Source organism: Candidatus Clostridium eludens (genome assembly GCF_045310515.1).
Lineage (GTDB): Bacteria > Bacillota > Clostridia > Clostridiales > Clostridiaceae > Clostridium_B > Clostridium_B eludens.
Genome location: NZ_JBJHZX010000034.1, coordinates 36,257 through 48,288, shown reverse-complemented (window position 1 = coordinate 48,288; position 12,032 = coordinate 36,257). Strand labels below are relative to the sequence as shown.

Genomic DNA, 12,032 nt, shown 5'->3' with positions numbered 1-12,032 from the left:
TTAAAATAGAATTTTGAGGAGGAAGTAACTTGAATATAGCAGTATTAAGTGGAAAAGGAGGTACGGGGAAAACTACAATATCTACAAATCTTGCTCTTGCATTAAATGCTAATTATGTAGATTGTGATGTAGAAGAACCAAATGGATTTTTATTTTTAAAACCATATATTGAAAAGACAGAACATGTTAAAGTAGAATATCCGTGTATAGATGATGAAAAATGTATTTCCTGCGGTTCCTGCGTGGAAGTCTGTCAATTTAATGCCCTTGCAAAGGTTAAAGACGACATTATATTATTTCAAAAACTATGTCACAGTTGTGGGGCCTGTAAAATTGTGTGCAAGCAGGAGGCATTGAGTTATAGGTATAGGGAGAGTGGTAGAATAGAAAAAGGTTATACACAAAATATAAAGTGTATAAGGGGAGTGCTTAATGTAGGGGAACCTATGTCAGTACCTGTAATAAAGCAGCTTTTAGAAAATGTGCCAGAAGGAGTAAATATAATTGACTGCAGCCCTGGTACATCCTGTAATGTGGTAAACACCATAAAATATGCAAAAGGTGCAATGCTTGTTACAGAACCAACTGAATTTGGATTTCATGACCTTAAAATGGCAGTAGAACTAGTAAAAATATTTAATATTCCTTTTGGAATAGTTATAAATAAGGATGATGGTGAAGATAACATAATAAGAGAGTACTGTAAAGAAGAAAATATACCTTTAATAGGCAGTATTGATTATAGTAAAAATATAGCTGAGATCTATTCCAGGGGAGATATTCTATATAATAATACTGAATATAAAAAACTATTTGATAATATGGCAGAAAATACATTGGGGGTGCTGAGGTGGAATTAGTGGTACTAAGTGGGAAAGGGGGCACCGGAAAGACTACAATTGCAACAGCACTATCAGAACTTGCTAAAAGCGTGGTTAAAATAGATTGTGATGTAGACGCCCCTAATTTATATCTTTTTTATGAAGGTGTAGATATAGAAAAAAGAGACTTTTACGGTGGTAAAAAAGCAGTTATAAACAAGTATCTTTGTACTAAATGTGGGAAATGTGAAGTTATATGTAAATTTAATGCCATAAAAGATTGTGTTGTAAATACTTTTTCCTGTGAAGGTTGCGGGGCATGTACTTTAATATGTCCTGAAAAAGCAATTAAACTGGTAGAAAATAAGGCAGCTGGGACCTTTATTACAACATCGGATAAAGGTATAATTTCTAGGGCACAAATGGATATAGGAAGTGATGGCTCAGGTAAGTTGATTACTTTTCTCAGAAATAATGGAAAAAGATTTGCTGAAAAAGATGCATTAACAATTATTGATGCTTCACCAGGCATAGGGTGTCCTGTTATTTCATCTATAACTGGCAGCGATGCAGTTTTAATTGTTACTGAACCCACCAAATCCGGACTTGAAGATTTGATGAGAGTAACAGCATTATGTATGAACTTTGGACTGCTTATTATGGTCTGTATAAATAAGTATGATATAAATGAAGATATGGCTAAAGAAATAGGGGAATTTGTAATAGAAAAAGAATTAGTTCTAGTAGGAAAAATTCCTTATGATGATACCGCAATAAAATCTATAAATGAGTTGAAACCTATTATATATTACAAAGACAGTACGGTGTGTAATGCCATTAAGGAAATGTGGGTTAACATAAAAAAACTTATTTACTAAGGAAATTTTAAAATACTAGTATGGCTGAAAATAGGACGAAGATGCAAATGGAAAAAGCATTATAGGGATTAATTCCATAAAAGTAAAACATATTATCTAGGAGGATATAATTATGAAAATAGCAGTTGCAAGCGAAGAAAAAAATGTAAGTGGACATTTTGGACACTGTGAGGGATTTACAATTTATCAAGTAGAAAATGAAAAAGTAAAAAATGAGGAATTTGTACCAAACCCAGGACATAGGCCAGGATATCTGCCAGTATTTTTAAAAGAACTTGGTGTAAATGTAATAATCTCAGGAGGAATGGGGGCAGCGGCACAAGAGCTTTTTAGCCAAAGTGGAATAGAAGTTGTTGTGGGAGCTGAAGGGTTATGCAGCAGTGCTGTAGACAAGTTTATAAAAGGTGAACTTAAATCCACAGGCAGTGTATGCAGCGAACATGCCCACGAGGGCCACTGTAATGAGTAATACTTAAGGAAACTTAATGAATAGGGATCTTTCCTTATATGAGAAATTAATTAAAAAAGAAGGATATAAGTTCACAACCCAAAAGAAAATAGTACTTTTGGAAATGATAAATGCTGATACCCATTTATCTGTAAATGAAATTTATGAAAGAATAAAGGGCACCAACATTGGTCTTGCAACAATATATAGAAGCTTGAAAATGTTTAATGATTTAGATATAGTAAAAAAGATAAACATTAATGATATGAATTACTATGAAATGAAAATTTTTAGTGGAAAGCCTCTGCATATTCATTTTAAATGTTCCAGGTGTAATAGTATAATAGATATAGATAATGTAGATTTAAGTCTGGAATATATAAAACTAAATAAAAAAGTTGAAGAAGAAAATAATTTAGAGGTAAATGATGTAAACATTATGCTAAGTGGAATATGTAGTAAATGCAAGGGAGATAAAATATGGCAAGACCAACAAAGTTTAGAAAAGTAGAATTTTTTCCAAAACATACCTATTTTGTACCATTAGGAAAAGCTAAATGTAAAGTCAATGAAACAGTTTTAAAGGTAGAAGAACTTGAAGCCATGAGATTAAAAGATATCGAAGAATTAAATCAGGAAGAATGTGCCGAAAGAATGCAGGTATCAAGGCAAACTTTTCAAAATATCATTGATAGTGCAAGAAAGAAAACAGCTGAGGCTTTGACACAGGGAAATGCTATAAGAATAAGTGGAGGAAATTATACAACCACTCTATGTAAATTTAAATGTTTTGATTGTGGCAATATATATGAAATAAACTATGAGCGGGATAGGTTTATTTGTCCCATTTGTGGGTCTCAAAGAGTTATATGCAGTAAGAAAGCAGATTTTTGTGCAAAATGGTGTAAAGGTGACAACACAGATGATAATACTTTATAGAATAAAGATAAGGAAGTGACATATGTTTACAAGTGAATATACGGATATTGTTATTGAGCATTTTATGTGTCCTAGAAATGTAGGGATATTAGATGACTCAAATGGTGAAGGAAAAGCTGGGGATCCAGCTTGTGGAGATTCTTTAAATATATATATTAAGGTAGAAGATAACCTAATAGAGGATATTAGGTTTCTAGTTTATGGATGTCCTGCATCAATAGCTACAAGCAGTATGACCACAGAACTTGCAAAGGGAAAAACTTTAACGGAGGCATCATCAATTACTGAAGACGATATAATAAATGCACTTGGAGGATTACCTGAAAATAAGAAACATTGCTCAAATCTTGGAGTCAAGGCATTAAGAAGTGCCATTGAAAATTATCTTGTTTCGGCAGGTGAAGATAAACAATGATTCACAAATTCGATGTTAAAAACAAACATAAACTTGATAATGCAAAAAGAAGGAAGCTGCTGCCTCCAGAAGAAACGCTTATTAAACTTGGATTACACCAAGGAGACGTGATGGCTGATATAGGTTGTGGAATTGGATATTTTACAATTCCAGCATCTAAAATTGTAGGAGATAGTGGTAAAATATTTGCGTTAGATATTTTGCTGGAAATGCTTCAAGAAGTTCAAATAAAAATAAAGCAAAATAATATTTCAAATATAAAAATTTTATTGATAAAAGAAAATGATTTTAAATTAGAAGATGCTGAAATAACTATTGCTTTTATAAGTAATGTACTCCATGAGATAGAAGATAAAAAAGCATTCTTAAGTGAGATAAAAAAAGGTATTTCTCCTAAAGGAAGAATTGTTATTGTTGAATGGCAGAAAATTAATAATGAGTTTGGACCTCCTATTGAACATAGATTAGATAAAACAGATTTAATAAAAGTATTAGATGTCCTTGGATTTTCAAACATATCAACTATAGACATCGGGGCGAATTTTTATGGTTTAATAGCACAAAAATAATCTAGTCTATAAGTTAAGAATGTTTTAAATATAAAGGAGCGATATTGTGAAAATAATTACTTTAATAGAGAATTCCCTGGGGGATAATAAAAATTTAATATGCGAACATGGGCTTTCATTTTTTATACAATCTTCAAAATTCAATATATTATTTGATACAGGGCAAAGTGGAAATTTTATAAAAAACGCAGAAAACTTAGGTATAGATTTAAATAAAACAAATTATATTGTAATAAGCCATGCACACTATGATCATGGTAATGGATTAAAAAGTTTTTCTGAAAGTTTTACCATAAGACCTAAATTATTATTAAGCCAATATTTTTTCTCAAACGGAAAGAAATATTATCATACTAAGAAAAATAACTCTGAAACCTTTAAGAATTCACAGAGTATTAAAGATATGGAAGGCTTTAATTATATAGGAGTAAATTTTGATGAAGAATTTTTAAAACAAAGTTCATTTAAGGTAGACTATATAACCTTAGATCAGACAGAAATAGTAGAAGGTGTATATATATTTACAAATTTTAAATCCTACTATAACTTTGAAAAGCTAAATCCTAGTATGAAAATAAAATCAGGAGAGAGTTTTGAAATTGACACTTTTAAAGATGAAATATGTATTGGAATAGATACTTCAAAAGGACTTTTGATACTTTTAGGGTGCTCTCATCCAGGTGTACTAAATATAATAAAATCTATTAAAATTAAATCAGGTAAAAATATATTTGGAGTAATTGGAGGTACCCATCTAATGGAGGCTTCCATGGATAGAATTGAAAAAACTATAGTTGAATTAAAAAAAATGAACATAAAAATAATAGGGGCTTCCCACTGTACTGGGAATATTGCAATTTCTCAGTTAAAAATCTTTTGTGAAAATTTTTTTGTAAATTCCACAGGTTCTTCCATAGTTCGCTAAACTATAATAATATATATAATTGCCGCTGAAAACCAAGAATTAGGTAAAGTAAAAATAGATAAGATGAGTGACTAGGTTATAGCTGCAGAGAAAAGGGAAATGAAAAATTCCATTTCCCTTTAATATTTAAACTAATGGATTAAACTTACTTTTAGGTACACCACATGCTGGACATTCCCATGTACTAGGCACATTTTCGAATAAGGTACCAGGCTCAATATATGAATCAGGATCTCCTACAGCTGGATCATAAATATATCCACATACTGAACAGCGATATTTAGGCATATCTTTTACAGGATTATTTTTATTTCCTATGTGAGTTGGTGAAGTTTGCGGTGATTTACCATGTTTTACATCCTGGTAATATGCATATGTCATTGGGTCTATATCTTTAATCAATTCTGAATTTAATACTTTCCCAATAAATATAGTATGAGTGTCTATATCTATTTCTTTTTCAACTTTTAATTCAAAATATGAAGCTGTGTTATCTACAACTATTGGAACACCACTTTCACCTGTTTTAAAGGATACACCTGAAAACTTGTCAGTAGTTCTTCCTGATTTAAAACCAAATTTACCCACAAATTCCAAAGGAGTTTCTGTTGATAAAGCTGATACTCCTATGAGTTTACTATTTTGTATATACTCATGAGTAAGATTTTGCTTATTAATACTTACTGCAATTCTGGCTGGCTCTGATGTTATCTGAAAGACTGTATTTGCAATTTGACCATTTTTTTTACCTCCAGAAATAGAACTTATAACATATAACCCATAACTTAATTTGTAAAATGCTTTATTATCAATCATAAATTTATTATACTTACATATACCAAATGTAAGTACTTCCTCCTCTCATTTATATACTAATTTATAACGGTATTGTTCTGTATTTAAAAAACACAGGTTTACTATTTTTATTTGAATTATAATTTATTTAATAAATATGATATTTGTCAGAACAGCATGCTAGCTCTTATTTAAAATATCTATTTAACAATCCTTGGAATGCACTTCCATGTCTTGCTTCATCTTTACACATTTCATGTACTGTATCATGAATTGCATCATAGTTTAATTTCTTAGCAAGAGTTGCTAAATCTTTTTTGCCCTTACAAGCACCTTCTTCTGCGTCTACTCTTGCTTGCAAATTCTTCTTTGTATCTGCCACTACCACTTCTCCTAATAATTCAGCAAACTTAGCTGCATGTTCTGCTTCTTCAAAAGCTATTCTCTTATATGCCTCTGCAACTTCAGGATATCCTTCCCTATCTGCCTGGCGGCTCATAGCTAAATACATACCAACCTCTGAACATTCTCCTGTAAAGTTAGCTCTTAACTCTTCTACTACCTTTGGATCTACACCTTTAGCAACGCCTATTACATGTTCATCCGCCCAGCTAATTGCTCCGGCGTCTTTCTTTTCTATAAATTTATCTGCTGATGCACCACAAACAGGACATTTTGCTGGAGGTGTATCTCCTTCGTGAACATAACCACAGACTGAACAAACAAATTTTTTCATTATAAATTCCTCCCTATATATTAATATTATGTAATTATTTTTATGCTTATCTCTTAACAATTATTATTATAGGATAATAATTGTTAGATGTCAAGAACTTTTTTTAATTTTAATTATTTTTATTGCTATGATATCTTTTAAATACTATTTAAAGCCTGGTGTGGTATAATATTTACACGAATAAAAAGCATAAGTAACTTTTAATTATTTATGCTTATTGTCTGTTAATTAAGTTGTAAATGTAGGTGAAGTAAAAGAGAAGTTATGTATGGGTGTGTGAAGCTGATAAACAGCAGCAGGATGTGATGAGAAAATATATATAAATGAAATAATCATAAATATAAACCTACTTGATGGATAGATTCAAAGTATGAACTTATTAAATCTGTAGACTTTAGATGAAAATCTAACTGCAAATGTGTTACCTCATCCCATTTTTCTTTTTCATATGCAACAATTAGTTTTAATACCTTACTATAATAATTATTTTTTTCCCCAAGCAGTGCACTTTTAATCTCACTGGATATAGATAGTTCTTCTAATATTTCTTTTAATGGTCTTTCAAGTATAGTATCTATTAAAGAAAACATTCCTGTTAGAAATGCATCAGAGGACTTTTCTAATAAACCTGATTTAATAAATATGGATTCTGCAAAATATGCTCTAACTAGTGTATTAATGGTAACTATCTCGGGTTTATCATTAGTAATTGATTTTATACAGATTAGATTTATCCATTCTTTTATTTTGTTTTCTCCAAAATAAATAATAGCGTGTTTGATTGATTTTATCCGGTTTTTTAAGCAAAATTGAGCAGAATTTATTATCTTTAACAAATCATATGAAAGTGAAACATCATTTTTAATCAAATTTTCAATATTCTTCATAGATGTTTCTTTTGAATTTACTTCCTTTAGCAATTTTATATATACAATTTTATTTTCGGGTATTTTCTTACCGGATATAATTATAGGTTTACTAAAATAATAGCCCTGAAAGTATACGTAGCCATACTGCTTAGCTTCATTAAATTCATTAATTGTTTCAATCTTTTCCGCAAGAAACTTTATTTTTTTAGATTTTACATTATCAATTATTTTTTTTCGTTCATAGCCTTGAGTTATACGAAAATCAACTTTTATTATATCTACAAAATTAATAAATTTTTTATGTTCTTCATCAAGAATAAAATCATCTAAAGCAAGTATAAATCCCATTCGTTTTAAAATTTTACATGCATTTATTACTTTGTGTGATGGTTTTACATTTTCTAATATTTCAATTACTACAGTTTCAGGTGAAATTAGCTTAAATACTTCTGAGGTTAAAATGTTTTCGGTGAAGTTAATAAAAGCCATTCTATTTTGGACTATTTTATCCATACCTATGTAGAAAAAACTATTTTTTATAACCTCAATAGTTGCGTTATCCCCATCATTTTCACTACATTTATTTTCTCTAATATTATCTCTAAACAAAATTTCATATCCATAAATTCTATTAAATCTATCAAAAATAGGTTGTCTTGCTATAAATATATCCATAAGGCCTCCGTTTTCGTGTATCAACAAGTCTAGTAATATTTTCTCTTAAAGTTTTATATTGTTGAAGCTGACTTTTATAGAAAGTTTTTTGTAGGCTATTATATATTTATTGTTTTTATCTTTGGTTTTCTAAGAAAATTCATAATAAGTCATCTCCACTTAAATTTAAATGTACCATTAATCCTTATAATATCACGTAATATAATATATTTTAACAATTTTTTATTTGCAATTTCAAACATTCATTTACAAAAATATATATTGTTAGCCAAATATCGAGTTCTTCATAATTCAAAATATAAATCTACTATAATTACTATAAATTATTTTTCTATTTTGGTAAATTTTATTTAATAGAAAAAGCATAATAATTTATGGCGTATTTTGATAAATTATCAAAATTATTTTGAATAACTTTCATTTTTATAATATAATGTTAAATGAATGTTAAATTAGTAAAGGTGGAAGTTATATGAAGAATATATTAGAAGAGGTAAGAGATAACTTACATACTATGTTAGATTCAGACAAATTTACTAATGAGGAAATATTGGAGACAAGCCAACAGCTAGATAAACTTATTGTTTCCTACTACAAACTTAATTTATCAAACATTTTAGAAAGTAGTGCCTAATTTTTTGAGTTTTGTTTTTTTATATTATATAGAGAATATCATTTTGAGAGTGAAGCAAACAGGCTTATAAGTATTTACCATGAGCCTGTTTTTTTATATTTGATGAATTTTTTTATTTTAACAACAGGTTATTGTTGTTATGAAAGAAAAGGAGTGTTTATGAATAAAATTAAACTAATGGGGAGTTATGATTTACAGAGCTAGTACTATTTCATTTGATAAATAAATGTAATTTTAAAAAATTGAAAGCCAATAATCTGAAAAATAACAATATTGGCTTTATTTTGATACATTTTAGTATTAATATAGAATTATATAGAAAGTAAATTGTTCTTAGTAATGGTAAAAAGTATATATTTCTAGGGGGATATTATGGGAAAATTAAAATTTTCAGAGTTAATAAATGTGGATATATTGAAAACCATGTCAGAAAACCTTTACATTTATGCGGGCATTCAATTTTCTATTATTGATGAGGATGGTACAGTTCATGTTGCGGTAGGGTTGCAGGATATTTGTACAAAGTATCACAGGGCCAATCCGGTTACTTGTGAAAGATGCAATAAAGGTAACAATTATATAAAGAATCATCTTAAAGAGAACACATATGTTGCTTATAAATGCCAGAATAATATGTGGGATATTGCAATGCCAGTTATTATTTCAGATAAACATGTTGCCACAGTTTTTGTTGGACAGTTTTTTTATGAAGATGAAGTAATCGATGAGAAGTTTTTTCGTGAACAGGCACAAAAACTAGGTTTTGATGAAGAGGGATATATTGCTGCCTTTCGTCAAGTACCAGTAGTCTCTAAAAATAAAGTGAAGTATATAGTGGAGTATTACACAGGTTTTGTTACAATGCTAGCTGAAAGTGGGTATAGGTTATTAAAGTATAAACGGTCTCAAGAAGAACTTGAAAAAAGTCAGCAATATTTTAAGACAATTTTGGATTCAGTAAATGATGCCATAATTATCTTTGACATTAAAAGTAAAGTAATTGATGTAAATAAGACTACAATTGTTATGTTTGGTTATTCAAAGAAAGAGCTATTGAATATGACTAGATTAGATCTTATTTCTAACAATTCTCCACATATTGAAACAAATAATGAGGAATTAATTAAAAAGATGAGAAAGTGCAATCCTTTAATATTAGAGAATATTATTATAGACAAACAGGGCAAAGAAACTTGGGCGGAAGCTAATCATCATCTTACAACTATTGATGGTAAAGAGAGAATAGTAGTAGCAGTAAGGGATATTACTGAAAGAAAGCAGATAGAATTATTGAAGCTTAATCAGACTCTTGAATTAGAAAAACTAAGGACTGAGTTTTTTGCTAATATTTCTCATGAGTTAAGAACTCCTCTAAATATTATCTTAAGTTCAAATCAAATGATAAGAAAATACATAATAGATGAGGATAAATCAATAGATAGAAAAAAAGTTATTAATTATCTAAATGCCGGAAAACAAAATTGTTTTCGACTGCTGCGATTAATTAATAACTTAATAGATGTAACTAAAGTGGACTCTGGTCTTTTTGAGGTTAATTTAATTAATTGTAACATAGTTAATATCATAGAAGAAATTACTTTATCAACGGCAGAATACGTAGCTGCTAACAATTTAAATCTTATTTTTGATACTGATGTGGAAGAAAAAATAATTGCTTGTGATCCTGATAAAATTGAAAGAATTATACTTAATCTGCTGTCTAATTGTATAAAATTCACGGATAAAGGTGGAAGTATATTTGTAAATGTAATTGATGAGGAGGATTATATAACTATTGTTGTTGAAGACACTGGCATTGGTATACCTAAGGAAAAGTTAAACTTGATATTTGAAAGATTTAGACAGGTAGATAAGTCAATAAGAAGAAACCATGAGGGAAGTGGTATAGGATTATCACTTGTTAAATCACTTATTGAAATGCAGGGTGGTAATATTTCTGTAGAGAGTGAATATAAAAAAGGAACTAAATTTACAATAAGAATCCCTATACGGACTGTAAATTTAGTTGGTAATGAAAAATACATTCAATATAATAATGGTTATGCAAATAACTTTGTTGAAAGGATAAATATAGAGTTTTCTGACATATATAAATGATTAGAAATTGACAAAGATTTAGATCTATAGTAGCAATAGAATTAGGCATTGTTATTACCTGAATGGTTACTAAATTAATAAATATATAAAATATCAGTACCAATAATATCAAATGTCAAAAAAGGTTGAAAGTGGATAATTAAAATGGTAAAATATATAATAATATCATTATTCTTTACAAAACAACATTTATCTATAAATATAGCTATTGAATGTATAATATAGACTAAAATTACTTTTATAGTAGAGGACTTGCAATTTTAATATACAATGGAGGTCAAAAATGCTGAAGTATGTTTTAAAAAGACTAGTATATAGTGTTATTACAATTTGGGTCGTGTTATCAATAACTTTTTTATTAATGCATTCAATTCCAGGGGGGCCTTTTGATGATGAAAAGAAACTTCCACCTCAAATTAAAGCTAATTTAGAGCAAAAATTTGGATTGGACAAGCCACTTGGTAAACAATATACTACTTATTTAGGTAATGTAGTATTACATGGTGACATGGGTCCATCTATGAGGTATGAAGGAAAAAGTGTAAATGAAGTAATATCTCAGTCATTTCCTGTATCTGCTAAAATAGGGTTATTAGCTGTAGCTTTTGCTTTAATATTAGGTATATTTATGGGCACAATAGCTGCATTACACCAAGGTAAGTGGCAGGACAGTCTATCAATGTTTGTATCCACTTTAGGAGTAACTGTTCCTAATTTTGTTATGGCAACGTTTTTTATTTATTTTTTCGCAGTTAAATTAGGTTGGTTTCCTGCTGTGGGATTGGATACTCCTACAAGCTATATACTTCCATCTGTTGCCCTAGGTGCATATTCTATGTCATTTATAGCTAGATTATCAAGGTCAAGTTTATTAGAAGTAATAAGACAGGATTATATAAGGGTGGCTAAGGCAAAAGGTTTATCTGAAATAAAAATAATATATAAACATGCCCTAAGAAATTCACTTATACCTATAGTTACATATATAGGGCCTTTGTTTGCAGGCATACTTACCGGAAGTTTTGTAGTAGAAAATTTATTTGGTATACCAGGCCTTGGAAGAGAATTTGTTCAGAGCATATATAATAGAGATTATACTACCATATTGGGTGTTACTATATTTTATAGTGCATTTTTAATAATGTGCAATCTAATTGTAGATATATTGTATGTAATTATAGATCCTAGAATAAAACTTCAATCTTAGGAG

General features: G+C 29.3%; 14 protein-coding genes. 11 read left to right on the top strand and 3 right to left on the bottom strand.

Annotated elements, in window-relative coordinates:
- Positions 1–29: 29 nt before the first annotated feature.
- The 8 genes from ACJDU8_RS19085 to ACJDU8_RS19050 all read left to right on the top strand — a co-directional run bounded on the left by ACJDU8_RS19085 (position 30) and on the right by ACJDU8_RS19050 (position 4,995).
- The gene (locus tag ACJDU8_RS19085; RefSeq protein WP_406793758.1) at positions 30–860 is read left to right on the top strand and encodes an ATP-binding protein; all 831 of its coding nucleotides are present in this window, start codon (positions 30–32) and stop codon (positions 858–860) included.
- On the top strand, positions 851–1,699 hold the full coding sequence (locus tag ACJDU8_RS19080; protein WP_406793757.1) for an ATP-binding protein: 849 nt from the start codon (positions 851–853) through the stop codon (positions 1,697–1,699). Before ACJDU8_RS19085 ends, ACJDU8_RS19080 begins: the two co-directional genes overlap by 10 nt.
- A 112-nt stretch (positions 1,700–1,811) precedes the next feature.
- Entirely contained in the window at positions 1,812–2,168 is a 357-nt protein-coding gene (locus ACJDU8_RS19075) for a NifB/NifX family molybdenum-iron cluster-binding protein (protein ID WP_406793756.1), read from the top strand.
- 16 nt (positions 2,169–2,184) lie between these two features.
- On the top strand, positions 2,185–2,658 hold the full coding sequence (locus ACJDU8_RS19070; protein WP_406793755.1) for a Fur family transcriptional regulator: 474 nt from the start codon (positions 2,185–2,187) through the stop codon (positions 2,656–2,658).
- Positions 2,628–3,086, top strand: coding sequence for a DUF134 domain-containing protein (locus ACJDU8_RS19065; protein WP_406793754.1), 459 nt, complete (start codon positions 2,628–2,630; stop codon positions 3,084–3,086). The genes ACJDU8_RS19070 and ACJDU8_RS19065 overlap by 31 nt, the downstream gene beginning before the upstream one ends.
- A 22-nt stretch (positions 3,087–3,108) precedes the next feature.
- Positions 3,109–3,501 (top strand): iron-sulfur cluster assembly scaffold protein, encoded by a 393-nt coding sequence (locus tag ACJDU8_RS19060; RefSeq protein WP_406793753.1) that lies wholly within the window; start codon positions 3,109–3,111, stop codon positions 3,499–3,501.
- Positions 3,498–4,070 (top strand): class I SAM-dependent methyltransferase, encoded by a 573-nt coding sequence (locus ACJDU8_RS19055; protein ID WP_406793752.1) that lies wholly within the window; start codon positions 3,498–3,500, stop codon positions 4,068–4,070. Before ACJDU8_RS19060 ends, ACJDU8_RS19055 begins: the two co-directional genes overlap by 4 nt.
- Positions 4,071–4,116: 46 nt before the next feature.
- A complete protein-coding gene (locus tag ACJDU8_RS19050) occupies positions 4,117–4,995 on the top strand; it encodes an MBL fold metallo-hydrolase (RefSeq protein WP_406793751.1) in 879 nt (292 codons plus the stop codon).
- A gap of 126 nt (positions 4,996–5,121) precedes the next feature.
- On the opposite strand, the gene ACJDU8_RS19045 is transcribed toward ACJDU8_RS19050, so the two are convergent.
- The 3 genes from ACJDU8_RS19045 to ACJDU8_RS19035 all read right to left on the bottom strand — a co-directional run bounded on the left by ACJDU8_RS19045 (position 5,122) and on the right by ACJDU8_RS19035 (position 8,070).
- Complete coding sequence (locus ACJDU8_RS19045) at positions 5,122–5,811, bottom strand: flavin reductase (protein WP_406793750.1); 690 nt, start codon at positions 5,809–5,811, stop codon at positions 5,122–5,124.
- A gap of 166 nt (positions 5,812–5,977) precedes the next feature.
- Positions 5,978–6,526: an NADH peroxidase gene (locus ACJDU8_RS19040; RefSeq protein ID WP_406793749.1), complete on the bottom strand. Its 549-nt coding sequence runs from the start codon at positions 6,524–6,526 to the stop codon at positions 5,978–5,980.
- Positions 6,527–6,858: 332 nt separating this feature from the next.
- Positions 6,859–8,070, bottom strand: coding sequence for an EAL and HDOD domain-containing protein (locus ACJDU8_RS19035; RefSeq protein ID WP_406793748.1), 1,212 nt, complete (start codon positions 8,068–8,070; stop codon positions 6,859–6,861).
- 472 nt (positions 8,071–8,542) lie between these two features.
- Here ACJDU8_RS19035 and ACJDU8_RS19030 point away from each other — a divergent pair, with 472 nt between their 5' ends.
- The 3 genes from ACJDU8_RS19030 (at position 8,543) to ACJDU8_RS19020 (ending at position 12,029) form a co-directional block, all read left to right on the top strand.
- Positions 8,543–8,704, top strand: coding sequence for a Spo0E family sporulation regulatory protein-aspartic acid phosphatase (locus tag ACJDU8_RS19030; protein WP_406793747.1), 162 nt, complete (start codon positions 8,543–8,545; stop codon positions 8,702–8,704).
- Between the two features lie 372 nt (positions 8,705–9,076).
- Positions 9,077–10,822, top strand: a complete 1,746-nt coding sequence (locus ACJDU8_RS19025; protein WP_406793746.1) for a PocR ligand-binding domain-containing protein — start codon at positions 9,077–9,079, stop codon at positions 10,820–10,822.
- 283 nt (positions 10,823–11,105) lie between these two features.
- Entirely contained in the window at positions 11,106–12,029 is a 924-nt protein-coding gene (locus tag ACJDU8_RS19020; RefSeq protein WP_406793745.1) for an ABC transporter permease, read from the top strand.
- The last annotated feature ends 3 nt before the right edge of the window (positions 12,030–12,032 follow it).

Excerpts from the sequence above, each read along its gene's own strand:
- ACJDU8_RS19075 (WP_406793756.1), top strand. The coding sequence starts at position 1,812 with ATGAAAATAGCAGTTGCAAGCGAAGAAAAAAATGTAAGTGGACATTTT.
- ACJDU8_RS19070 (WP_406793755.1), top strand. The coding sequence starts at position 2,185 with ATGAATAGGGATCTTTCCTTATATGAGAAATTAATTAAAAAAGAAGGA.
- ACJDU8_RS19065 (WP_406793754.1), top strand. The coding sequence starts at position 2,628 with ATGGCAAGACCAACAAAGTTTAGAAAAGTAGAATTTTTTCCAAAACAT.
- ACJDU8_RS19060 (WP_406793753.1), top strand. The coding sequence starts at position 3,109 with ATGTTTACAAGTGAATATACGGATATTGTTATTGAGCATTTTATGTGT.
- ACJDU8_RS19055 (WP_406793752.1), top strand. The coding sequence starts at position 3,498 with ATGATTCACAAATTCGATGTTAAAAACAAACATAAACTTGATAATGCA.
- ACJDU8_RS19045 (WP_406793750.1), bottom strand. The coding sequence starts at position 5,811 with ATGATTGATAATAAAGCATTTTACAAATTAAGTTATGGGTTATATGTT.
- ACJDU8_RS19040 (WP_406793749.1), bottom strand. The coding sequence starts at position 6,526 with ATGAAAAAATTTGTTTGTTCAGTCTGTGGTTATGTTCACGAAGGAGAT.
- ACJDU8_RS19035 (WP_406793748.1), bottom strand. The coding sequence starts at position 8,070 with ATGGATATATTTATAGCAAGACAACCTATTTTTGATAGATTTAATAGA.
- ACJDU8_RS19030 (WP_406793747.1), top strand. The coding sequence starts at position 8,543 with ATGAAGAATATATTAGAAGAGGTAAGAGATAACTTACATACTATGTTA.
- ACJDU8_RS19025 (WP_406793746.1), top strand. The coding sequence starts at position 9,077 with ATGGGAAAATTAAAATTTTCAGAGTTAATAAATGTGGATATATTGAAA.
- ACJDU8_RS19020 (WP_406793745.1), top strand. The coding sequence starts at position 11,106 with ATGCTGAAGTATGTTTTAAAAAGACTAGTATATAGTGTTATTACAATT.